Origin of the sequence: Mesorhizobium sp. WSM2561 (assembly GCF_000513915.1) — a bacterium.
GTDB classification, from domain to species: domain Bacteria; phylum Pseudomonadota; class Alphaproteobacteria; order Rhizobiales; family Rhizobiaceae; genus Mesorhizobium; species Mesorhizobium muleiense.
Genome location: NZ_AZUX01000019.1, coordinates 28,319 through 49,746, shown reverse-complemented (window position 1 = coordinate 49,746; position 21,428 = coordinate 28,319). Strand labels below are relative to the sequence as shown.

22 protein-coding genes are annotated in these 21,428 nt (G+C 63.4%); 11 read left to right on the top strand and 11 right to left on the bottom strand.

Translation table 11 applies throughout. The features are described from left to right. The first annotated feature begins 51 nt into the window (after window positions 1-51). From M727_RS0117625 to M727_RS0117600, 6 genes are all read left to right on the top strand, one after another. The gene (locus M727_RS0117625; RefSeq protein ID WP_023798747.1) at window positions 52-921 is read left to right on the top strand and encodes an outer membrane protein assembly factor BamD; all 870 of its coding nucleotides are present in this window, start codon (window positions 52-54) and stop codon (window positions 919-921) included. Between the two features lie 12 nt (window positions 922-933). Next, complete coding sequence (gene recN, locus M727_RS0117620; protein ID WP_027153783.1) at window positions 934-2,604, top strand: DNA repair protein RecN; 1,671 nt, start codon at window positions 934-936, stop codon at window positions 2,602-2,604. Window positions 2,605-2,817: 213 nt separating this feature from the next. Next, a complete protein-coding gene (ligA, locus tag M727_RS0117615; RefSeq protein WP_027153782.1) occupies window positions 2,818-4,968 on the top strand; it encodes an NAD-dependent DNA ligase LigA in 2,151 nt (716 codons plus the stop codon). Beyond that, the gene (locus M727_RS0117610; RefSeq protein ID WP_027153781.1) at window positions 4,965-5,657 is read left to right on the top strand and encodes a TIGR02453 family protein; all 693 of its coding nucleotides are present in this window, start codon (window positions 4,965-4,967) and stop codon (window positions 5,655-5,657) included. Before ligA ends, M727_RS0117610 begins: the two co-directional genes overlap by 4 nt. Before the next feature lie 230 nt (window positions 5,658-5,887). Continuing rightward, window positions 5,888-6,616: an AzlC family ABC transporter permease gene (locus M727_RS0117605; RefSeq protein ID WP_027153780.1), complete on the top strand. Its 729-nt coding sequence runs from the start codon at window positions 5,888-5,890 to the stop codon at window positions 6,614-6,616. Continuing rightward, on the top strand, window positions 6,613-6,909 hold the full coding sequence (locus M727_RS0117600; protein WP_027153779.1) for an AzlD family protein: 297 nt from the start codon (window positions 6,613-6,615) through the stop codon (window positions 6,907-6,909). Before M727_RS0117605 ends, M727_RS0117600 begins: the two co-directional genes overlap by 4 nt. A gap of 40 nt (window positions 6,910-6,949) precedes the next feature. On the opposite strand, the gene M727_RS0117595 is transcribed toward M727_RS0117600, so the two are convergent. The 7 genes from M727_RS0117595 to M727_RS0117565 form a co-directional block, all read right to left on the bottom strand. Beyond that, entirely contained in the window at window positions 6,950-7,762 is an 813-nt protein-coding gene (locus M727_RS0117595) for a 3-methyl-2-oxobutanoate hydroxymethyltransferase (RefSeq protein ID WP_027153778.1), read from the bottom strand. A 10-nt stretch (window positions 7,763-7,772) separates the two neighbouring features. Then, window positions 7,773-8,555: a TIM barrel protein gene (locus tag M727_RS0117590; RefSeq protein ID WP_027153777.1), complete on the bottom strand. Its 783-nt coding sequence runs from the start codon at window positions 8,553-8,555 to the stop codon at window positions 7,773-7,775. Window position 8,556: 1 nt separating this feature from the next. After that, on the bottom strand, window positions 8,557-8,868 hold the full coding sequence (locus M727_RS0117585) for a MocE family 2Fe-2S type ferredoxin (protein WP_027153776.1): 312 nt from the start codon (window positions 8,866-8,868) through the stop codon (window positions 8,557-8,559). A gap of 103 nt (window positions 8,869-8,971) precedes the next feature. After that, window positions 8,972-9,763: an ATP-binding cassette domain-containing protein gene (locus M727_RS0117580; protein ID WP_027153775.1), complete on the bottom strand. Its 792-nt coding sequence runs from the start codon at window positions 9,761-9,763 to the stop codon at window positions 8,972-8,974. Beyond that, window positions 9,763-10,764: an ABC transporter permease gene (locus tag M727_RS0117575; protein ID WP_036262545.1), complete on the bottom strand. Its 1,002-nt coding sequence runs from the start codon at window positions 10,762-10,764 to the stop codon at window positions 9,763-9,765. The genes M727_RS0117580 and M727_RS0117575 overlap by 1 nt, the downstream gene beginning before the upstream one ends. Window positions 10,765-11,014: 250 nt before the next feature. Continuing rightward, window positions 11,015-11,995 (bottom strand): sugar ABC transporter substrate-binding protein, encoded by a 981-nt coding sequence (locus M727_RS0117570; RefSeq protein WP_027153773.1) that lies wholly within the window; start codon window positions 11,993-11,995, stop codon window positions 11,015-11,017. A gap of 96 nt (window positions 11,996-12,091) precedes the next feature. Beyond that, window positions 12,092-13,111: a sterol desaturase family protein gene (locus tag M727_RS0117565; RefSeq protein WP_027153772.1), complete on the bottom strand. Its 1,020-nt coding sequence runs from the start codon at window positions 13,109-13,111 to the stop codon at window positions 12,092-12,094. 271 nt (window positions 13,112-13,382) lie between these two features. Here M727_RS0117565 and M727_RS0117560 point away from each other — a divergent pair, with 271 nt between their 5' ends. Next, the gene (locus M727_RS0117560; RefSeq protein ID WP_027153771.1) at window positions 13,383-14,420 is read left to right on the top strand and encodes a LacI family DNA-binding transcriptional regulator; all 1,038 of its coding nucleotides are present in this window, start codon (window positions 13,383-13,385) and stop codon (window positions 14,418-14,420) included. A gap of 70 nt (window positions 14,421-14,490) precedes the next feature. Here the strand turns inward: M727_RS0117560 and M727_RS0117555 are convergent, their stop codons facing one another. After that, entirely contained in the window at window positions 14,491-16,335 is a 1,845-nt protein-coding gene (locus M727_RS0117555; RefSeq protein WP_027153770.1) for an aminopeptidase P family protein, read from the bottom strand. Between the two features lie 477 nt (window positions 16,336-16,812). Between M727_RS0117555 and M727_RS0117550 the strand changes: the two genes are divergently transcribed. After that, window positions 16,813-16,998 (top strand): hypothetical protein, encoded by a 186-nt coding sequence (locus tag M727_RS0117550; protein WP_027153769.1) that lies wholly within the window; start codon window positions 16,813-16,815, stop codon window positions 16,996-16,998. A gap of 35 nt (window positions 16,999-17,033) precedes the next feature. Here the strand turns inward: M727_RS0117550 and M727_RS0117545 are convergent, their stop codons facing one another. Together M727_RS0117545 and M727_RS0117540 are read right to left on the bottom strand one after the other, a co-directional pair. Further along, window positions 17,034-17,906, bottom strand: coding sequence for a 50S ribosomal protein L11 methyltransferase (locus tag M727_RS0117545; protein ID WP_027153768.1), 873 nt, complete (start codon window positions 17,904-17,906; stop codon window positions 17,034-17,036). An 86-nt stretch (window positions 17,907-17,992) separates the two neighbouring features. After that, the gene (locus tag M727_RS0117540; protein WP_027153767.1) at window positions 17,993-18,568 is read right to left on the bottom strand and encodes an SCO family protein; all 576 of its coding nucleotides are present in this window, start codon (window positions 18,566-18,568) and stop codon (window positions 17,993-17,995) included. Between the two features lie 245 nt (window positions 18,569-18,813). On the opposite strand from M727_RS0117540, the gene M727_RS0117535 reads away from it, so the two are divergent. The 3 genes from M727_RS0117535 (at window position 18,814) to M727_RS0117525 (ending at window position 20,508) form a co-directional block, all read left to right on the top strand. Next, window positions 18,814-19,308, top strand: a complete 495-nt coding sequence (locus M727_RS0117535) for a CreA family protein (RefSeq protein WP_027153766.1) — start codon at window positions 18,814-18,816, stop codon at window positions 19,306-19,308. Window positions 19,309-19,378: 70 nt separating this feature from the next. Then, window positions 19,379-20,020 (top strand): DapH/DapD/GlmU-related protein, encoded by a 642-nt coding sequence (locus tag M727_RS0117530; RefSeq protein ID WP_027153765.1) that lies wholly within the window; start codon window positions 19,379-19,381, stop codon window positions 20,018-20,020. 74 nt (window positions 20,021-20,094) lie between these two features. Then, on the top strand, window positions 20,095-20,508 hold the full coding sequence (locus tag M727_RS0117525) for a low affinity iron permease family protein (RefSeq protein WP_027153764.1): 414 nt from the start codon (window positions 20,095-20,097) through the stop codon (window positions 20,506-20,508). A 3-nt stretch (window positions 20,509-20,511) separates the two neighbouring features. Here M727_RS0117525 and M727_RS0117520 read toward each other — a convergent pair whose 3' ends face one another. Further along, the gene (locus tag M727_RS0117520; protein ID WP_027153763.1) at window positions 20,512-21,381 is read right to left on the bottom strand and encodes an SDR family NAD(P)-dependent oxidoreductase; all 870 of its coding nucleotides are present in this window, start codon (window positions 21,379-21,381) and stop codon (window positions 20,512-20,514) included. Window positions 21,382-21,428: the final 47 nt, after the last annotated feature.

The window sequence follows — 21,428 nt, the reverse complement described above, 5'->3', positions numbered from 1 at the left end:
CCCCAGGGCGAAATGTCGACTGAAATGACGCCGAAAGGGCGGAATCCAATCATGTTCTTCAAGCGAATTGGTCAATCGAAAGCGCCGCATCGGGCTGTTTTCCTGGCGCTTTCGGTGGTTGTTCCATCGCTGTTCCTGTCAGCCTGCATGTCGTCCGAAAAGGATGTCGACCTGTCGACCTATGTCGAGCAGACCGAGCCGGCAGACGTTCTCTACAATCAGGGCCTCGCCAATCTGAATGCCGGGCGCCTGCAGGAGGCGAGCCGCAAATTCAGTGCGGTCGACCGCCAGCATCCCTATTCCGAATACGCCCGCAAATCGATGGTGATGGGCGCCTTTGCCGACTATCGCCAGGGCAACTATACCGAGGCGATCGGTTCGGCCAAGCGCTATCTCACGCTCTATCCGTCGACCGATGATGCCGCCTATGCCCAGTACATCATCGGGCTCAGCTACTACCGGCAAATCAGGGATGTCACCCAGGACCAGAAGGAAGCGCGTCAGACCGTGCAGACGATGCAGGATCTGGTGACGCGCTGGCCCGATTCCGAATATGTCGACGACGCCAAGGAAAAGATCCGCTTCGCCAACGACCAGCTCGCCGGCAAGGAGATGCAGATCGGCCGCTATTATCTCGAGCGCCGTGAATACATCGCCGCCGTCAAGCGGTTCCGCGTCGTGGTGGAGACCTATTCCAACACGCGCCATGTCGAGGAAGCGCTCGCGCGCCTTACCGAAACCTATTATGCGATGGGGCTGACATCGGAAGCGCAGACTGCCGCTGCTGTGCTCGGCACCAACTATCCCGACAGCGTTTGGTACAAGGATTCCTACAAGCTCCTGCAGACTGGTGGACTCGAGCCGCGCGAGAATGCGGGCTCGTGGATCGCCAAGGCCGGGAAGCTGATCACCGGCGCCTGAGCGGCGCGTCACATGCTTTCCAGACTGTCGATCCGCGATATCGTTCTGATCGAGAAGCTGGACATCGACTTCTCGTCCGGTCTTTCGGTGCTGACCGGCGAAACCGGTGCTGGAAAATCCATCCTGCTCGACGCGCTGTCGCTGGCGCTTGGCGCCCGCGGCGACGCCTCGCTGGTGCGGCATGGCGCGGCACAGGGCCAAGTCATTGCCGTGTTCGACGTGCCGCGCAACCATCCTGCCCGCATGCTGCTTGCCGACAACGCAATCGAGGACGATGGCGACATCATTCTGCGCCGCGTGCAGACGGCGGATGGCCGTACCCGCGTCTTCGTCAACGACCAGCCTTCCAGCGTGACACTGATGCGCGATGTCGGTCACGCGCTGGTCGAGATCCACGGCCAGCATGACGAACGTGCCTTGGTCGATCCCGGCGCCCATCGCGAATTGCTCGACAGTTTTGGCGGTCATCTCGGCGCTGTGCGCGCGACCGGCGAGGCATGGCGGTACTGGCGGGCCTGCGAACAGGAACTTTCGCGGCATCGCGCCAAGGTGGAAGCGGCGGCCCGTGAGGCCGACTATCTGCGCGCCGCGGTCGCCGAATTGACGAAGCTCGATCCCCAGCCAGGCGAGGAAGCCGACCTTGCCGAGTTGCGCGCCTCGATGATGCGGGCGGAAAAGATCGCCTCGGAAATCCACGATGCGCAAGATGTGCTCTCGGGCCCGTCTTCGCCCCTGCCGCAACTCGCCAGCCTGTTGCGGCGGCTGCAGCGCAAGGTGACGGAGGCGCCCGGCCTGCTCGACGATGTGGTCAGATCGCTCGATGAGGCGATGCTGTCGCTCGACGCAGCGCAATCGGGCGTGGAAGCTGCACTTCGCGCCACCGAATACGATCCGCGGCGGCTGGAACAGGCCGAGGAGCGGCTGTTTTCGCTGCGCGCCGCCTCACGCAAGCACAGTGTGGCGGTCGACGATCTGGCGCAATTGCGCGATACGATGGCCGCCGATCTCGCCGATCTCGACGCCGGCGAGGAGCGCCTGCACGGGCTGCAGAAGCAAGCCGCCGCCGCGCGCGAGACCTATGACATTGCCGCGGCACAGCTTTCGTCGCTTCGCCATGCGGCGGCGGTCGGATTGACCAAGGCGGTGATGGCCGAACTGCCGGCGCTGAAGCTCGAACGGGCAGCCTTCATCGTCGAGATGGCAAGCGAGGCCGAGAGCCGCATGCAAGACGGCATCGATCAGGTCGAGTTCTGGGTGCGCACCAATCCCGGCACAAGACCGGGCCCGATGATGAAAGTCGCCTCCGGTGGCGAACTTTCGCGGTTCCTGCTGGCGCTGAAGGTGGCGCTGGCCGACCGCGGCTCGGCGCCGACCTTGGTGTTCGATGAAATCGACACCGGCGTTGGCGGCGCGGTGGCGGACGCCATCGGCCAAAGGCTGGCGCGGCTGTCGAAGCGCGTGCAGGTGCTTTCGGTCACACACGCGCCGCAAGTGGCGGCACGCGCGGCAACGCATTTCCTGATCTCCAAATCCGGCGGCGCCGATCGCGTCGCCACCGGCATCGCCGAGATGGACCGGGCGGCGCGCCAGGAAGAGATCGCGCGGATGCTTGCCGGGGCGACCATCACCGACGAGGCGCGCGCGGCCGCCGAGCGGCTGCTTCGCGAAAACACCGCGGCATAGCGGAGCTCATGCTCGGCGTCGTGGATCGAGTCAGGATGTGGCTCCATCCCGCTGTTCAGCAATGATTTTCTCAAAATCCTGATCTATTGTGGCGCGCCACCGCTGCAGCGTCGCGTCCTTTCGGACGCGCAAAGGACGTTGTAGCAATTTGATTTTTGCGTATGACCCCGAAAATCGTTCCGGTCTTCGGGGTCATGCGTCGAGGAGCCGTGCATGCCCGAAAAGTCAGTCGATTCGCTCAGCGAAAGTGAAGCAGCCAGCGAACTGAAGCGGTTGGCCGAGGAAATCGCCGGTCACGACCAGCGTTACCACGCCGAGGACGCGCCGACGATTTCGGACGCGGCCTACGATGCGCTGCGGCGGCGCAACCTTGCCATCGAGCAGCGGTTTCCCGCTCTTGTGCGCGAGGATTCGCCGTCTCGCAAAGTCGGCGCGGCGGTCTCGGAGAAATTCCGCAAGATCGTCCATGCCATTCCGATGCTGTCGCTCGACAACGCTTTTGCCGATGCGGATGTGATCGATTTCGTCGGCCGCATTCGCCGCTTCCTCAGGCTCGGCGCCGACGCGCCGTTGGCCATGACTGCCGAGCCGAAGATCGACGGCCTGTCGCTGTCACTGCGCTACGAGGCCGGACGGCTGGTGACGGCGGCAACGCGCGGCAATGGCCAGGTCGGCGAGGATGTGACGGCCAACGCCCGCACCATCGCCGAGATTCCCAACGTGCTCTCAGGCGATTTTCCCGATGTGCTGGAAGTGCGGGGCGAGGTCTATATGCGCCTCACCGACTTTGCCGAACTCAATCGCCGCAATGCCGAGGCCGGAAAGCAGGTTTTTGCCAATCCGCGCAACTCGGCGGCAGGCTCCTTGCGCCAGCTCGACACCTCGATCACCGCCAGCCGGCCGCTGCGGTTTTTCGCCTATACCTGGGGCGAGGTGAGCGCCATGCCCGCCGACACGCAGATGGGCATGGTGGCGGCGTTCGCGCGCTTTGGCTTCAGGGTCAATCCGCTGATGAAGCTGTTCGACAGCGTCGAGGGACTGCTCGAGCAGTACCGGCTGATCGAATCCAACCGGGCGACGCTCGGCTACGACATCGACGGTGTCGTCTACAAGGTGAACAGCCTCGAGCTGCAGCAGCGGCTGGGCTTCGTCTCGCGCTCGCCGCGCTGGGCGATCGCGCACAAATTCCCGGCCGAGAAGGCGACGACGATCCTGACCGGGATCGACATCCAGGTCGGCCGCACCGGCGCGCTGACGCCGGTGGCGCGGCTGGTGCCGGTGACGGTCGGCGGCGTCGTGGTCACCAACGCGACGCTGCACAATGAGGACTACATCAAGGGCATCGGCAACAACGGCCAGCCGATCCGCGACGGCCGCGACATTCGCATCGGCGACACGGTGAGCATCCAGCGTGCTGGCGATGTCATTCCGCAGGTCATCGACGTGGTCATGGAAAAGCGGCCGCCAGACAGTGTGCCATATGCTTTCCCAGTGCTTTGCCCGGCCTGCGGCAGCCACGCCGTGCGCGAGGAGGGGGAAGCAGTCAGGCGCTGCACCGGCGGATTGATCTGCCCCGCGCAGGCGGTCGAGCGTCTGCGCCATTTCGTCTCTCGGGGTGCTTTCGATATCGAGGGGCTCGGTGAGAAGCAGATCGAGTTCTTCTTCCACGCCGAGGATCCGTCACTGCGCATCTATTCGCCGGCCGACATTTTTACGCTGAAGAAGCGGCAGGCAGCATCGCTGACCAAGCTCGAGAACGTTGACGGTTTCGGCGCGACCTCGGTACGCAAGCTGTTCGCGGCAATCGACGATCGGCGGCAGGTCGAGTTCTCGCGCTTCCTCTATGCGCTCGGCATCCGCCACATCGGCGAGACCAACGCCAAGCGGCTGGCCCGCCATTTCCTTTCCTTTGCCGCTTTCCGCGAAACCGGGCAAAGCGCCGTCATGCCCGCCGGCAAGGGCGACCCCGGCAACGCTGCCTGGCAGGAGTTGAACGGCATCAACGGCATCGGCTCGATCGTTGCCGAGGCGGTGGTCGATTTCTTCGCCGAAGACCATAACCGGCAGGCGCTCGATGCATTGCTGGCGGAAGTGACAGTGCTCGACGAGGAGCCGGTCGGTGGCGTGTCGTCGCCGGTCTCCGGCAAGACGGTGGTCTTCACCGGCGCGCTGGAAAAGATGTCGCGCGACGAGGCCAAGGCGATGGCCGAAAAGCTCGGCGCCAAGGTCGCCGGCTCGGTGTCGAAGAAGACCGATCTTGTCGTTGCCGGGCCAGGTGCCGGCTCCAAGCTCAAGCTCGCCACCGAGTTCGGCATCGAAGTGATCGACGAGGATGCGTGGTTGGCGCGGATCGGCAAGGCGTGACGGTGGCATTTAACGGTTTCGGCCGAAAGGCCATTCCCTTCCTCAAGGCGCTCGATTTTCACCAGAGCCGGGAGTGGTTTCTGGAAAACCGCGACCTCTTCGAAAGCGAGCTGCGCGACCCCTTCGGCGATCTGGTCGAAACGCTCTCCGAGCGCTTCGCGGCAGCGGGGCTGGGCTTGCGCGGCGATCGCAAGAAGTCGCTGTTCCGGATCAATCGCGACGTGCGGTTCGCCAAGGACAAGCGGCCCTACAACCGGCATCTGTCGGCAATCCTCTCGCCTGATGGCACCAAGATGGAACAGGGCGTGTTCTTCGTCCATATCGGGCTTGAGCGCTGCTTTGCCGGCGTTGCCTGGTGGCAGCCCGGGCCGGCGCTGCTGCTGGCGATGCGCCAGGCCATCGCGGCGCGGCCGGGTGAATTCCGGGCGCTGATCGAGGCGCTGAAGCAAAACCGCCTCGAACTCGACGCGGAAGGCTGCATGAAGCGCGCGCCACGCGGCTTCGAGCATGTCACGGCGGCCGACCTCGCGGCGGCCATCCGCAACCGGCATTTCGCCGTCCGGCACGAAATCGACCCTGCGGGAATCCACGGGCCGGCGCTGGTCGACGAGCTCGTTGATTTCGCCTTGCGGGCCAAGCCGCTGCTCGACTGGGGCAGGGCGATCGAAGCCAAGGTCCCGGTGGACTAGCACCTGGCCGAACGCGCACGCCTGGACCGTGCGTCGAGGGATCATTTCCGCTGATCGTTGGCTCAAGCGAATTGGTGTGACAAGGCTGACAGCGCTCCCTACATACCAGCTTTCCCCCCGCATCGGCCCGAAAATCGGGATCGATTTTCGGATGGCCCGACGCGTGGATTCAAAGTGTTAGAGCGTCCTTTGCTCGTCCAAAGGACGAGCGGCGCTCCAAGGAGTGGCTGATGTCGGCGCAAGCAATCTCCGAAAACCGCGCAAAAAGCGATTTCTGGCAAGGCGTGCGGCTCAGCATGCCCGTCGTGGTGGCGGCGGCGCCGTTTGGACTGCTGTTCGGGGCGCTCGCCGTCGACAACGGATTTTCGGTGCTTGAAGCCTTGCTGATGAGCGCCATGGTTTTCGGCGGCGCCAGCCAGATGGTCGGCATCGAATTGTTCGGGCAGCATGTTGCGCCATGGCTGATCGTGCTGTCGATCTTCGCCGTGAATTTCCGCCATGTGCTTTACTCCGCGGGCATCGGCCGGCGCATCGCGCACTGGCCGCCGGTGCAGCAGGCCGTCGGCTATTTCCTGCTTACCGATCCGCAGTTCGCGGTGGCCGAGCGCAAGGCGGAGGCTGGCGAGACGGTCGGCTTCGCCTGGTATATGGGGCTTGGCCTGCCGGTCTATGTGTTCTGGGTGGCCGAAAGCGCGCTTGGCGCGGTGTTCGGCAGGCTTATTCCCGATACACATGCGCTGGGCATCGACTTTCTGCTGCCGATCTATTTCCTCGGGCTGGTGATGGGCTTTCGCAAACGGCCACTGTGGCTGCCGGTGGTCGTCGCCAGTGCTGCTGCCTCGATCATCGCCTACAAGACGGTGGGCTCGCCCTGGCACGTCTCGATTGGCGCCGTCGCCGGCGTGCTGCTCGCGGTTATCCTGCCGCCGCGCCACAGCGGCGTGGAGGCGCGGCCATGAGCACGACCTTGTGGATCATCATCGCCGGCGCGATCGCGACCTATCTGACCCGCATCGGCGGCCATCTGGTGATCTCGCGCTTCGAAAACATCCATCCGCGCGTCGAGGCCGGGCTGAACGCCGTGCCTGCCGCAGTGCTGACGACGCTGGTGGCGCCGGCAGCACTTGGCGGCGGGCCGGCGGAATGGGCGGCATTGACCGTCGCCGGGCTGGTCTCGCTGCGCAGCGGGCTGATGGCGATGTTTTTGGTGGGCGCCGCCGTGCTGATCCTGGCGCGGCAGTTCGTAGGGTAGTCAGACCGACTGAGACGCCGTGCGCGGCTCCTTCAATGGCTCAGAGGCCCAGAGCCGCCTTGAAGGCGGAAAGCTCTTCGTCGGTGATGGGGACCACGTGCTGCGGCTCGGGATAGGCGCCCGTCTGCACGTCGGAGATGAATTCGCGATAGGCGGCAATACGCTCGCGCTGCAGCCGTTCAAACTCGGCGGCGAAGTTGCGGTAGGTCTTGGCGTGGCGCGGCTTGTGGCCGGCGGTGTGGCCGAGCACGTCCTCGCTGAACAGGTATTGCGCGTCGGCATGTGGCCCTGCGCCCATGCCAAGCATGATCATCGGCGTGCTCCTGGTGATCAGCTCGCCGATCCGGTCAGGCACCACCTCCAGCTCCGCGCCAAAGCAGCCAATGGTTTCGAGGCGCTTCACGTGGTCCCACACGGCGCGCGCGCTCTCTGCCGTCCTGCCAACGGCCTTGAACCCGCCGGTCCAGGTGCATTGCGACGGGATCAAACCGACATGGGCGACGATCGGAACCGCATTGTCGCAGAGCACCTTCTGGATATCGAGCGAAGCGGCGCAGTAGAAGCAATCGCCGCCCAGTCGCATGAAGTGGTAGGCGGCTTTGAGATAGTCCTCGGCTGTTACCAGATTGCCGGCAGGGCCGTAGGGGAGCCCGACCTGGACGAAGCAGCGGCCGGCCGCTTCGCGCATCTCGGCCGAGAAGAAGCGGCCCTCGATCGACAGCATGTCGACGCCGGCTGCGTCCGCTGCCGCGGCTTCTTCCAAAGTGGTGACGTAAAGCGTCGAAATCTTTTGGCCGCGGCTTTTCATGGCGCGTAGATCGGCGACGGTGGGCCTGGTGTTTTTCGTGACCATTACTGTTCCCTCAGACGGTGAAAGCGTCGCGGAAGGCCTGCAGTGCCGTCTCGGGATCGCCGGAGGCGAACGCCTCCATCCCCACCGGCCCGCGATAGCCCATGTCCTTCAGTGCACGGGCGATGCCGTGATAGTTGATCTCGCCTGTGCCTGGCTCCATCCGTCCCGGTACATCAGCTACCTGGATCTCGCCAATCCAGGGCAGGCAGGCGCGGCACAGTTCGATCAGATTCCCTTCACCGATCTGCGCAGGGTAGAGGTCGAGGTTGAGGCGCAGGCCCCGCCGGTTCACGCCTGATACGAGCGCCAGCGTGTCCTCGGCGCGCGCAAACGGCACGCCGGGATGGTCGACCGGCAGGTTCAAATTCTCCAGCGTGAAGGTCACGTTCTCCGCCTCGGCGAGGTCCGCGATGCGGTTCAGCGTGTCGCGCGTCTTGAGCCACATCGCGCCGGTGACGGTCTCGCAGGGCGTCACCGGCCGGCCGCCTTCGCCCAGTCCGGTGCCGTGCAAATTGAGCCGGGCGACGCCGAGGCGATTGCCGACCGCCGCAGTCTCCTTCGCCGTCTTCAGCAGTTCGGTAGCACCCTCGTCATCGGAAAGCCGGCCACGCAAATAGCCGTTCATGATCGAGAATGTCGCGCCGGATTTTTCCAGCATTGCGAGGTCGTGGTCGGGCCAGTTCCAGAGGCCGACCTGGAAGCCCATTTCGGTGAGGCGCCGCAGGCGCCATTCCATCGGCCGGTCGCGCCACAGCATCTCGGCACAGACCGCAAGGGTGAATGTATCAGCCATCTCAGATCTCGATATAGACGCGGCCGGCCTCGACCTTGGTGTTGTAGGTTTTCAGGTTCACGCAAACCGGCGCGCGCAGCGCTTCGCCGGTGCGGTAATCGAACACGCCGTTGTGCTTCGGGCATTCGATCCTGTATTCCATGACCAGCCCACCGCTCAGATGCACTTTTTCGTGCGTGCATAGGCCATCGGTACAGAAGAATTCGTCATTGGGGCTGCGGTAGATGACGAAGGTCCGGCCATCATGATCGAAGCGGACCAGGTCCTCTTCCTCGATATCGTCAGTTGCACACGCATTAATCCACGTCGCCATTGTCTGCCTGCTGTCTGTCTTCGGTTGGTCGAAAGGCGGCCGGCGGGAACACGCATTCCGCCGGCCGCCCGAGAAGATGCCCTGTGGAGGAGGGTGGGCGTCTTCATTGTGTTGCGCTAAAGCTTTCGATCTCAGCTTCGAGCTCAGCCATCTGCTCGCCGCCGGCCATCAGGTCGGTGATCGCCTCGCGGCTTTTCTCGCCCTTGCGGAAATCGGCTGCCTTGGAGCCTCTGATGAGGACAGCGAAATGGTCGCCGACGGTCAGCGCATGGACGACATTGTGGGTGATGAAGATGACCGCGATGCCTTTGCGGCGGGCCTGCAGCACGATGCGCAGCACGTGCGCCGCCTCCTTGACGCCGAGTGCGGCGGTTGGCTCGTCGAGGATCAGTACGCTGGCGCCGAAATGCACGGCGCGCGCAATTGCCAGCGCCTGCCGCTCGCCGCCGGACAGCCCCCCGACGAGGCGATCGCCGTCGTCGATGCGGGTGATGCCGAGCTGGCGCATCTCGGTGACGGCGATCTCGTTGGCCCGCTTGCGATCGTAGATGGTGAGCGGCCCCCAGCGCCGTGTCGGCTCGGCGCCGACGAAGAAGGAGCGGCCGATGCTCATCAGCGGGAACGTCCCGCCGAACTGGTGGACCGTCGCGATGCCATGGTCGCTGGCGTCGCGGGGGCTGCCGAATTCGACCGCCTTGCCGTCCATTTCCATTGTCCCCGATGTCGGCTTGTGGACACCGGAGAGGATCTTGATCAACGTGGATTTACCCGCGCCATTGTCGCCGAGCAGGCACAGAACCTCGCCTCTGTTGACGTCGAGCGAGATGTCGTGAAGTACGTCGATCGGACCGAACGACTTGTTGATTCCGGTCAGCCTGAGCAGGGGCGTGGTCATCAGCGGGCCCTCGATTTGGTGCGCGGCGAGTAGGTCAGCGCCATGGTGCGGAACGTGTTGTTCATCAGCACGGCGGCGAGCAGCAGGACGCCGATGATTAGGCTCGCCCAGTTGGCGTCGAAGCCGGTGTAGAAAATGCCCTGGTTGACGATCGAGAAGGTCAGCGTGCCAAGCACGATGCCGACCACCGAGCCATAGCCGCCGGTGAGCAGCACGCCGCCGATGACCACCGCGATGATCGAGTTGAAGATGAAGGACTGGCCGGCGGCCACCTGGGCGCTGTTGTAGAGGATCGCCTGCGACATGCCGACGAAGGCCGCGCACAGGCCGCTGCTCATGAACAGCGCGATGGTGACCCGGTCCGTCGGGATGCCTGCATTGCGGGCGCTGACGGCGTCACCGCCCATGGCCAGGATCCAGTTGCCGAAGCGCGAGAAATTCAGGATGAAGCCGACGATCAGGATGACGGCAATCCACCAGAACAGGGTGACCTGGAACTTGCCGCCGAGATAGTCGCCGAACAACAGCTTGGCGGTCGGCCCGCTCTTAAGCGCGACGCTGGTGCTGCCGGACAGGATGACCGAAAGGCCGAGCGTCAGGCCGGCCAGTGCGAACAGCGTTGCCAGGGTGACGACGAAGGATGGCACTTTGGTGCGGATCACCAGCAGGCCGTTGACGAACCCGACGGTGAGTCCAAGGCCGAGGGCTGCGAGGATTCCGACGATGATCGGCAGGTCGTAGTGGCCTGAGATGATGGCAATGGTCATCGAGCTGGCCGGGACCATCGAGCCGACGGAGAGGTCGAGATGTCCGGCGATCATCAACAGCCCCACCGGCAGTGCGATGATGCCGAGTTCCGAGGCGACGTTGAGCCAACTCGCGGCGCCGCCGGCCGACATGAAATTGGCGCCGCCAAAGATCGAGAAGAAGACCAGCACGGCGATCATGCCGATCAGCGAGCCGACCTCGGGGCGCCGCACGAGACTCCCTATCGAGGGCATCGAAGAGTGCGGGGGCGCAGTCGCTGCCACGGCGGGTTGGTCATGGGCTTGGGATATCATCGAAGTGTCCCTGGCGTTGTGATGTGAACGTGGCTCCCCCTTCTCCCCTTGTGGGAGAAGGTGTCGCCGAAGGCGACGGATGAGGGGTGCTCCAGCTTGGCGGCGACGGCGATCCGTCCAACACCCCTCATCCGTCTCGGCGCTGCGCGCCGATCTACCTCTCCCACAAGGGGAGAAGGTGAGGCGGAAGCTACCGGGCGCCGGCGGCGGCACCTGCCAGCGTGGCTTCGACGTTGGAGGCGTCGACGATGCCCGGTCCGGTCAGCACCGGCTTGGTCGGCAGGTCGAGCCCATAGTTGACGAAGCCGTTCAGCAGCGACACGGCCAGGTAACCCTGCAGATAGGGCTGCTGGTCGACGGAGAACATCTGCTTGCCCTCCTTGATGCGCTGCAGGCCGGTTTCGTCCATGTCAAAGGAAGCGAGCTTGACCTTGTCGCCGACATTGGCCTGGCCGATTGCGTTGGCGGCGCTGTTGGCGTCGCCGGCGCTGATGGTGATGACGCCGTCGATGGTGTTGTCCTTCAGCACCGCAGCCTTGATCGCCTCCGCCACCGCGGTCGGGTTGCCGAAGCTGGACGAGGGCAACGGCAACTGGCTCGACTTGCCACCGCTCTTGGCGATGGCGTCGGCAATGCCCTTGCAGCGGTCTTCGGTGTTGGTGGCGCCCGGCAAGGTGTTGACGCAAAGTACGTTCTTGGAACCATGGCTGCCGTAATATTCGCCGCCGCCCAGACCAGCCGCGTATTCTTCGTTGCCGACATAGTTCAAGGCGCCGAGCCGCTTGGCTGCGTCCATGCCGCCGGAATTGTAGATGATGAGCGGCACGCCCGCGGCAACGACTTCCTTGAAGGCGTCGTCCATGGCCTCGGGCACCCAGTCCGGGCCGACGATGGCGCTCGGATTCTGGCTGAGCGCGGTGCGGATGAGCTTGGCCGCGTCCGGGCCCAGATTGTCGTAGTTCTGCGGACCGAGCCAGGTTACCGAGCCGCCCGTCAATTCCGCGACCTTGCCGGCGTCATCGGCGCCCTTCTTGACCTTCGACCAGAACGGATCGTCGGCCTTGCCACCGATAACGAAGATCTTCGCCCCCTCGGCCATTGCTGACGTGGCGCCTGTCGCCACCACGGCCGCCGTCATCATCGACGTCAAAAGCTTCGCGATATGGTTCATTTCATTTCCTCCCGGTTGCCGTCGTCAGACGGGTTTAGAAAACGCCGAATTCATCCGCAGGCGCGCGCCTCTCCCGTTGCGCGCCGCGTCACGTGGTCAATGGTTCGCCGCGGCCTTGGCGTTCATGCGCTCCTTCTTTTTCTGGAACCGGGCATCCATCAGGGCATCGCCCTCCTTGGTGCCGTCGTGCAAGGTGCCGAACCACTTATCGAGCGGGATCAGCCCGTCGCCGCCATAGTTCACCTCGAAGTACTTGTGGTGCAGGTAGTGCGCGTAGGCATGGCTATCGACGGCCTTGTCCTCGGTCACCTCCAGCTTGTCGAAGCCGAGATGACCGTTGACGGCGCCGAAGCCCGCAACATGCAGCTGGAACAACGCGACAATCGGATTGGACGGGATGACCAGGTGCCAGAAGGCCACCGCGTGATAGAGGAACCCTTCTACCGGATGCATCGACAGCGACGACCAGGGCGATGGGTTGATCGAATTGTGGTGAACCGAATGGATCCAGCGATAGAGCGGCCCCCAGTGGATCAGCCGATGGATGAAGAAGAAATGCACCTCGTGGATCGCCGGCGCGATCAGCACAAGTGCTGCGAGATAGACCGGGTGATCCTGCCAGCCGATCCACGGGACGTAGCTATTAGCGAAGCACCAGAGGAAAATGACTTCGACCACGGTCCACAACGGGATTGTTATGAAGAACGAGCGCAGGAAATTGTCGAGGTTCTGGCTCTGGAACCAGAAGACATCGGAGGGCGCATCGGCGGGGAATTTGTGGTTGTATTTGAAGCGCGTCGCCTGCGTGCGCTTGATATAATAGCGCAGTTCGAAAATGCCGTAGAAGACGAATATGGCGCAAGCGTTGACGGCATAGAGCCACAGCGCCCAGCGCCAATTGATGGTCTTCATCGTCTCGACGTCGGGAACGATATAGAACCAGTAGAGGAGGGCGGTCGCCATGTGGAAGGCATTCCACGGCCAGAAATAGCCAGGCAGCCAAGCCAGGATCTTCGGCAGCCTCAGTGGCCAGTTCCAGAACGGCACGACCTCGATGCGCCCGTTGGGCTTCCAGTCGCCGCGCTTGTCGCGCACGCCGTATTTGAGATCGTCCATGCCAATCCTCCACCCGCAATGCCTGGGATGGCCCGCGCGCGCACGCCGCCTCACACCGCCGTGGGCGGTGGGCCAGAACCTGTCTGCGCTGTGCTGCTGCTATCCCTGGGCTGGCGGTGCTTGCGCCTTCTTTGCTTCTGCCTGAGATAAACATCTTGATCCAAAATGAATCAAGAATAGAATGTTTATTCCAAAATGATTGTATCATTCGTCTCAGGATTTCCTGACGAATGATATCTTCGTATCAATTGCTACAGACTGATGAGACGAAATGGATCAGAACAAGCGGCCAACGATCAGGGATGTAGCCGTCGAGGCGAATGTTTCGGTCGCCACCGTCAACCGGGTGCTGAGCGGCTCGGGTGCCGTCCGCCAGGCGACGCGCGAGCGCGTCAGGCTGGCGGCGGAGCAGATCGGCTTCTACGGCATGGGCGCGCTGCGCAGCCGCGTGGCGGCTGCCCGGCCGCGCTACCGGTTCGGCTTCCTGCTGCACCAGCCGGGCCGCGCCTTCTACCGCAACATGGCCGAGGCGCTGCGTGCGATAGCGCCAACGATGCCCGACTGCGAAATAGAGCTGCGCACCGAGTTTCTTGACGATCTGTCGCCGCAGAACGTCGCCTCGCGCATGCTGGCCTTGGGCGCCGAATGCGACGCCGTCGCCGTCGTCGCCGCGGTCCATCCGCTCGTCACTCAGGCGGTCGATGCGCTCAATGCCCGCAACGTGCCAGTCTTTGCGCTGATCTCGCAGATCTCGGCGACCGGCCACATCAGCTACATCGGGCTGGACAACTGGAAGGTCGGGCGCACCGCGGCCTGGGTGTTCGAGCATGTCTGCAAGGCGCCCGGCAAGCTCGGCATCCTCGTCGGCAACCATCGCTACCGCTGCCAGGAGATGAACGAGAGCGGCTTTCGCTCCTATTTCCGCGAGCACGCGCCGAGCTTCACCCTGCTGGAGCCGCTGCTGACGTTCGAATCGAGCGCCATCGCGCAGGAGATGACCGAGAAGCTGCTGAACGACAATCCGGATCTCTCAGGCCTCTATGTCGCCGGCGGCGGCATCACCGGCGCCATTGCGGCGCTGCGCTCCACAGGCCGGGCCGGCAGCGTCGTCGTCGTCGGTTATGAACTGATGGACACGACCCGCGCGGCGCTGCTCGATGGCACGCTGACCTTTGTCATTTCGCACCCGCTCGCCCGCATCGCGCAGGAAGCACTGGCCGGCATGGTCCGCGCCGTCTCCGCCCCGAACGAAAGCCGCAACGTCACCACCATCTTGCCCTTCGAAGTGTACACGCGTGAGAACATCTGAGCCGGTGATTTGCAGGGATAGGTGACCCGGGGCAACGGGCACGCCTTGGCGACCCAAACCTTTCCGAAACTCAGATCTTTGCGTCGTGCGGCAGCGGTGCGGTCGCCTTTTCCAGCCAGGCCAGCGCCTCGCCGTCGAGCATCGGTCCGATCTCGGCCAGCACGCGGGCGTGGTATGTGTCGAGCCAATGCAACTCGTCGCGCGTCAAAAGGTCCGACCGCACCAGCCTGGTGTCGATCGGCGCCAGCGTCAGCGTCTCGAAGCCGTGCATGGCGATGTCGCCGCCCTCTATCGGCTCGGCCGGCGTCACCAGGATGAGATTCTCGATGCGGATGCCGTAAGAACCCTCCTTGTAGTAGCCCGGTTCGTTGGAGACGATCATGCCCGCCAGCAGCTTTTCGGTGCCGGTCCTGGCGATGCGTTGCGGGCCCTCGTGCACGGCCAGATAGGAGCCGACGCCGTGGCCGGTGCCATGGGCGAAATCGCAGCCATGTTTCCATAGAGCCAGACGCGCCGCGGCATCGATCTCGGAGCCGCGCGTGCCGGGGGGAAAGCGCAGCATGGAAATGCCGATCATGCCCTTCAGCACCAGCGTGAAGCGTTCGCGCATTTCCTCGGTCGGCGTGCCGATCGGCACGGTGCGGGTGATGTCGGTGGTGCCGTCCTGATACTGCCCGCCCGAATCGAGCAGGAACAGTTCGCCAGACTGAAGCTTTCGGCAGGTGGCGCGGGAAACGCGGTAGTGCATGATGGCGCCGTTCGGGCCGGCGCCGGCGATGGTATCGAAGGACACGTCGCGCAGCGGCATTTGCGTTTCCTCGCCGGTGCTGCGGCGGCACTCCTCAAGCTTGGTGACGACCGCGATCTCGTCGAGCTTGCCGGGTTCCTGGCGGTCGAGCCAGCAAAGCAGCTTGGCGACCGCGGCGCCATCGCGGCGATGCGCGGCGCGGGCGCCGTTGATTTCGGCCTGGTTTTTCGTCGCGCGTGGAATGCGGGCAGGGTCTGGCGCGGTGATGACGGTGCCGCCATTGTCCTCGACGAGCATCCTGAGCTTCTCCGCCGCCAGCACCGGATCCAGCGCGATCTTCGCGCCGCCCTTGGCCAATCCTGCGATCGCAGCTTCGAATTCACCGGGTTCGTGCAATTCGGCGAGCTGCGTCAGATAGGCCGCGACGGTGCGTGAGAACTTGCGATGATCCATGAAAAGCAGGTGCGATCGATCGGCGGCGAGCACGGCGAAGCCGAGCGCCAGCGGCGTGTGCGGCAAGTCGCCGCCGCGGATGTCGAAGGCCCAGGCGATTGAGGATGGATCGGTCAGCACGGCATGGGTGGCGCCGTCCTTGCCCATGGCCTCGGCCAGCCGTGCCAGCTTGTCCTTGGCCAGTTCGCCGGCAAAGCCGATCGGATGAATCTCGACCGGGGCCAGCGGCGGTTCAGGCTGGTCCTCCCAGATGGCGTCGATCGGATTCTTATCGAGCGGCACCAATGTCGCCCCCAATTTTTCGGCCGACGCTTTCAGCGCTTTCACGTCGCCGATCGTCTGCAGCCACGGATCGAAGCCAAGCCGCACGCCCTTGCCGAGATTGTCCTTGATCCAGGTGGCGGGCGGATTGTCGACCAGGCTTTCGATCGAGAAGATGTCGAGATCGACCTCGTGGCGCACCTGCAGCGTGTAGCGGCCGTCGACGAACATGACGGCGCGGTCGCCGAGCACGATGGCGACGCCGGCCGAACCGCTGAAGCCGGTCAGCCATTTCAGCCGCGCCGAGCGGTCGGCGACATATTCGCCCTGATGCTCGTCGGCACGAGGCACGATGAAGCCATCCAGCCCGTTGGCCGCCAGCCATTGACGCAGCAACGCCACACGCGGCTTGCCGACGGCGGGGTCGCCTGCGGAATCAAAGGTCTGGAACATCATGGCCTCTCCTCGGATGCCGGATGTGAGCGGCGGACTTTCAAGTCGAATCGTGCCGCCGCTCACATCCAGCCTTTTGCTTGAGCATCGGGTTTTCCCAAAACCGGTTTCCACTTTTGGGCCCGATGCTTTAGTGCGACCGTAGCGCATGACCCCGAAAATCGGAATCGACTTTTGCTGCGCCAGGCGCCGGCCGGATTCGGTCCAGCAGGGCAATCGCTTCAGGTCTGCGCTGCCCCTCATTGCCCTGCCCGTCCTCCGCAGCAGCTGCGGAGGGTGGACCGGGCACTCCCCGTATAGTGACGGGGAGAAGGTGCCGGCAGGCGGATGAGGGGCGGCGCCGCCATCGACAGTGGTCATCAACACGCGCTTTTGCGCATGGACGCCATGCAGAATCAGCGATTTAAAAAAAGGTCAGCAGAGCTTACCTTTTCGACGTGGAGGAACGAGTCTTACTGCCCTGCAAAGGAGACCATCATGTCCACGAATTCAGCCAGACGCGGATTTTTCAGAAGCGCCGTGAATGCTCTCATCGAAGCGCGCCAGCGCGAAGCGAGCCGCTATGTGAGCGGGGTTCTGCTTGGCTTTGACGACGAAACGCTGAAAGCGAACGGCTACGATCGCGAAGAACTGAAGAAGGCGGCAAGGTCGCGCTATATCTGAGCGAATTTGCGGCGTGCGATTGAAGGCGCTGCGCGTCACCGCTTGAGGTGGATTGTCACCCAGCCTTCGCGATGCAACGTCCTGACATGGCGGAACCGCTGGCCGACATAGGCGGAGATCACCGCGTCGCGCTGCCGGTCGAGGATGCCTGACAGCACGATCGAGCCGCCCAAACCGACATGCCCGGCCATTTCGGGCGCCAGCCGCATCAGCGGCCGCGCCAGTATATTGGCGATGATGAGACCAAAAGGGCCGCGCGCGGCAAAAATCGGATGGTGGAAGCCCGGCGCCGTCACCGTCTCCACCAGCGCCTTGACGTGGTTGAGCCGCGCGTTGGCGGTGGCGACTTTTGTGGCGACCGGATCGATGTCGGTCGCCAGCACCGAAATATGGGCGACTTTGGCCAGCGCGATGGCCAGCACCGCGCTGCCGGTGCCGAGGTCGAGCGCGTTGCGCGGGCGCTCGCGCCGCACGACCTGTTCCAGCATTTCGAGGCAACCGGCGGTGGTGCCGTGATGGCCGGTGCCAAAGGCGAGGCCCGCTTCGATCTCGATGGCGAGCTCGCCGCTGTGGCGCTTCCTGCGGTCATGCGCGCCGTGGACGAAGAAACGGCCGGCGCGCACCGGCTTCAGCCCCTCCAAAGAACGCGTCACCCAGTCGATATCAGGCACGGGCTCGCGCGCAATAGGCATCGACAAGGCAAGCCGGGCAAGAATGTCTTTCAGGCGCGCCTCGATGGCATCGACATCGCCGTCGGCATAGAGCGACACTTCGTGGATATCGCGGTCCTCGTCGACCTCGACCAAGCCAATCGGCAGGCCCTCATCTTCGAATGCCGCTTCGAACGCCGCGAAGATACGGTCGGCCTCGATCTTTCCAGTGCTGAAGTAAAGCCGCGTTTGGGTCATCAAACGATTTTCTTTGTGGGCATGATCTTATCCGAAATCCGGTTCCCACTTTTCGCTGGCGCGGAGCTTCGGCTCGGGATCATGCACTAACCTGCCGCCAGCCGCTTGAGCTTGGCGATGGCGGCGTCCGGGCTTTCGCCATAAGCGATGGTGCCGGCGAAATCGCCCCTGGCGTTGAGCAGCAGCACCGAAGCGGTGTGGTCCATCGTGTAGTCGCCGTCGCCGGTATCGACCTTTTTCGAATAGATGCCGAAGGATTTGGCCATGGCGCGGACCTTGTCCGGGTCGCCAGTGATGCCGAGGATGCGGTCGGAGAAGTTTCTGATATAGGCGTTCATGATTTCGGGCGTGTCGCGCTCCGGGTCGACCGTCACGAAATAGGCGCGCAGGTTCTTGCCATCGTCACCCATCGTCTTCAGCCAGCCGGCCAGTTCGAACAGCGTGGTCGGGCAGACTTCCGGGCAGTGGGTGAAGCCGAAGAAGACGACGCTGGGGTGGCCGCGAAAGGCAGCCTCGCTGATCGGAGCGCCCTTCTGGTCGACCAGCGTGAACGGCGCGCCGAACGGCTCGCCGCCATAATGCCCACGGTACCACTCGAAGGTGAGCCAGCCGATGCCCGCCGCCATCAGGACGAGAATGCCGACCAGTATTGAACGCATCATCAATTGGCTGTCCGTCGCGATTTTCATTGGCGCCGTGTCGGCGCCTTTGAAGCTTGTTGGGCGAACACTCTTAACGGTTTGATCTCGCTCGCGCAAAGATGTCGCGTTGCCGCAACCGGCTTTCCCTTAAAAAAAATGATCCGCTTGCAAAGTGCTGCCCGCCGTCCCACCTGAGGTCGGCAAAACTCGAACGGCAGGAGGCTTCCTTGCAAGGACTGATTGGGCAAGGACTGATTGGGCAAGGACTGATTGGGCGAAAACTGATCGGCGGCGCTTTGGCCGCGTGCCTTGTCGTCGGTGCTGGTGCGGCTGTCGCCCAGGAGGTCGGCAAGGTCGGCGTCGACTGGCTCGGCAACGACATCATCGTCGAGGCGATCAAGGACCCGAAGGTTGAAGGCGTGACCTGCCATGTCTCTTATTTCGACCGTGGCGTGATCGATCGCCTGCAAAAGGGCAACTGGTTCGAGGACCCATCCGATTCCTCGATCGCCTGCCGCCAGACCGGGCCGATCACCATCGGCGACATCGACATGAGCGAGACCGGCGAGGAGGTGTTCAAGCAAGGCATCAGCCTGATCTGGAAGAAACAGGTGGTGAACCGCATCTACGACAAGACCAACGAGACCCTGATCTATCTGTCGCATTCGCGCCAGGTGCAGGACGGTTCAGCGAAAATGTCGGTCACCACGGTACCGCTCTATGGCCAGAACGTGATGTGGACCAACGGCAAGCCGAAATAGCCTCTGGAAACAGGTGACGACGATTGGTCCCCGCTTGCGGGACCAATCGCTCGGGCGTAAAGCCGCCGGGATGGACCGTCCCGAAAACCTCGTCCTGAAAGACCCCGAGCCGCGGATCCACTCGACCGCGGAGTTGAAGGCATGCAAGCTTGGGCGCTACGCCTCGATCGGCGAGCGGGTCATCTTGCGCGAAGTCATAGTCGGTGACTTCTCCTATTTCGAGCGCCACGCCGAGGCGATCTACACGACAACAGGCAAGTTCTGTTCGATCGCCGCCAACAGCCGTATCAACGCGCTCGAGCATCCGATCGAACGGTTGACCCAGCACAAGATCAGCTACCGGCCAAACGAGTATTTCCGCTGGCTCGGCGTCGACGCCGGATTTCGGGAGCGACGGCGGGCGACGCCCGTCACCATCGGCCACGACGTCTGGATCGGTCATGGTGCGGTGATCATGCCTGATGTGACCATCGGCAATGGCGCGATCGTCGGCGCCAATGCGGTGGTAACGCGCGATGTACCGGCCTATGCGATCGTCGCCGGGGTTCCGGCCAAGCCGCTGCGCCAGCGTTTTGCCGAGAAAACCGCTGCGCGGATTGAAAGCCTGGGCTGGTGGGACTGGTCGGTCGAAAAACTCGCCAGGGCTATTCCCGACATGCAGGCGCTTTCCATCGAGGCCTTCCTCGACCGCTGGGAGCACGAAATCCCCTGATCCTTTGCGGCTCTCTGAACAGCTACGTCGGTGAAAGGAGGGAACCTCAGCGGATGCTGGTTGTTTCTCCTGCCATGATAGAGAAGCTTTTCACCAGGATCGCCAACTATGTTGCGCATCTAGCCGGTCTGCCGTCGACATTCGCCGTCTGTTTCCTGATCATTGTTGCCTGGGCGGCAAGCGGACCGATGTTCGGGTTTTCCGATACGTGGCAGCTCATCATCAACACCGGCACGACGATCGTCACCTTCCTGATGGTGTTCCTCATCCAGAATACCCAGAACCGCGATGGCACGGCGATTCAGACGAAACTCGACGAGCTGATCCGGGTCGGCAAAGCTCACAATACCTTTATCGGCATCGAGCACCTGACCGAATCCGAGGTCGAGGAGATCCGTAGAAAATGTGAACAGGCGGCGAAACGGCATGATACGGCGAACAAGAAAGCCACTGCACAAAAGCGCGGCTCGAAGACGCATGCGGCGTGAGCGTCAGCTTTCCATGAACGCCGCGAAAGCGTCCTTGTGGTCCGGGTGCCAGCGCGACAGAGCAGGGCGATTTTCGATAATGTCGCCGATTGCCCAGGCCATGCGCTTTTCGTCCATAGGTCGCGTCGCCTCGTTGTCGGGGCACAGGATGTAGAAGTCGCCACGCACCAGTGCGGCCAGCATGAAGTCGATCACCTGCTCGCCGGTCCAGGCGCCGGCGGGCTTTTCGGTCGCACCTTCGGTCAGGCCGGTAAAAGTGAACCCCGGGATGAGCAGATGCGCAGCGATGTTGGCACCGGGCTCGTTGCGCAACGCATGCGCCAGGCCTTCGGTAAAGCTCTTCACGCCTGATTTGGAGACGTTGTAGGCAAGGTTGCCGGGCGGCGTCGTGATGCCTTGCTTGGAGCCGGTGTTGACGATCAGGCCCGGTTTTCCTGCAGCCAGCATGCGTGGCACGAAGGCCTCGACGCCATGGACGACGCCCCAGAAATTGATGTCCAGCAGCCGCTTCCAGGCGTCGCGGTTCTCCCAGGGTTTGCCGGGATTGTTGCCGACGCCGGCATTGTTCATCAACAGCGACACGCCGCCGAAGGCATCGAATGCCTTTTCGGCCAGCCGGTCGACCTCCTCGGCTTTCGAGACATCGGTAGCGACAGCGAGCACGGCGGCGCTGTCGCCGGCAATCGTAGCAACGCTTTGGGCAGCCTCATCGAGCCGCGGGCCGCCGATATCGGCAAGCACGATTTTCAGGCCCATTGCCGCCAGCCGCCTGGCCGCGGCAAGGCCGATGCCGCTGGCGCCGCCTGTGATGACGGCAATGTTGCCGGAGCCAAGGGCAGGCAAAGCGCTCTGGATTTCGGCGTCGGTGGTCATCGATCGTGTCCTCGTTCAGGTTGCGCCGAACTTAACGCGGCGACAGG

Coding starts and splice junctions, on each gene's coding strand:
- M727_RS0117625 (WP_023798747.1), top strand. CDS start 52: ATGTTCTTCAAGCGAATTGGTCAATCGAAAGCGCCGCATCGGGCTGTT.
- recN (WP_027153783.1), top strand. CDS start 934: ATGCTTTCCAGACTGTCGATCCGCGATATCGTTCTGATCGAGAAGCTG.
- ligA (WP_027153782.1), top strand. CDS start 2,818: ATGCCCGAAAAGTCAGTCGATTCGCTCAGCGAAAGTGAAGCAGCCAGC.
- M727_RS0117605 (WP_027153780.1), top strand. CDS start 5,888: ATGTCGGCGCAAGCAATCTCCGAAAACCGCGCAAAAAGCGATTTCTGG.
- M727_RS0117600 (WP_027153779.1), top strand. CDS start 6,613: ATGAGCACGACCTTGTGGATCATCATCGCCGGCGCGATCGCGACCTAT.
- M727_RS0117595 (WP_027153778.1), bottom strand. CDS start 7,762: ATGGTCACGAAAAACACCAGGCCCACCGTCGCCGATCTACGCGCCATG.
- M727_RS0117590 (WP_027153777.1), bottom strand. CDS start 8,555: ATGGCTGATACATTCACCCTTGCGGTCTGTGCCGAGATGCTGTGGCGC.
- M727_RS0117585 (WP_027153776.1), bottom strand. CDS start 8,868: ATGGCGACGTGGATTAATGCGTGTGCAACTGACGATATCGAGGAAGAG.
- M727_RS0117580 (WP_027153775.1), bottom strand. CDS start 9,763: ATGACCACGCCCCTGCTCAGGCTGACCGGAATCAACAAGTCGTTCGGT.
- M727_RS0117575 (WP_036262545.1), bottom strand. CDS start 10,764: ATGCCCTCGATAGGGAGTCTCGTGCGGCGCCCCGAGGTCGGCTCGCTG.
- M727_RS0117570 (WP_027153773.1), bottom strand. CDS start 11,995: ATGAACCATATCGCGAAGCTTTTGACGTCGATGATGACGGCGGCCGTG.
- M727_RS0117565 (WP_027153772.1), bottom strand. CDS start 13,111: ATGGACGATCTCAAATACGGCGTGCGCGACAAGCGCGGCGACTGGAAG.
- M727_RS0117560 (WP_027153771.1), top strand. CDS start 13,383: ATGGATCAGAACAAGCGGCCAACGATCAGGGATGTAGCCGTCGAGGCG.
- M727_RS0117555 (WP_027153770.1), bottom strand. CDS start 16,335: ATGTTCCAGACCTTTGATTCCGCAGGCGACCCCGCCGTCGGCAAGCCG.
- M727_RS0117550 (WP_027153769.1), top strand. CDS start 16,813: ATGTCCACGAATTCAGCCAGACGCGGATTTTTCAGAAGCGCCGTGAAT.
- M727_RS0117545 (WP_027153768.1), bottom strand. CDS start 17,906: ATGACCCAAACGCGGCTTTACTTCAGCACTGGAAAGATCGAGGCCGAC.
- M727_RS0117540 (WP_027153767.1), bottom strand. CDS start 18,568: ATGATGCGTTCAATACTGGTCGGCATTCTCGTCCTGATGGCGGCGGGC.
- M727_RS0117530 (WP_027153765.1), top strand. CDS start 19,379: ATGGACCGTCCCGAAAACCTCGTCCTGAAAGACCCCGAGCCGCGGATC.
- M727_RS0117525 (WP_027153764.1), top strand. CDS start 20,095: ATGATAGAGAAGCTTTTCACCAGGATCGCCAACTATGTTGCGCATCTA.
- M727_RS0117520 (WP_027153763.1), bottom strand. CDS start 21,381: ATGACCACCGACGCCGAAATCCAGAGCGCTTTGCCTGCCCTTGGCTCC.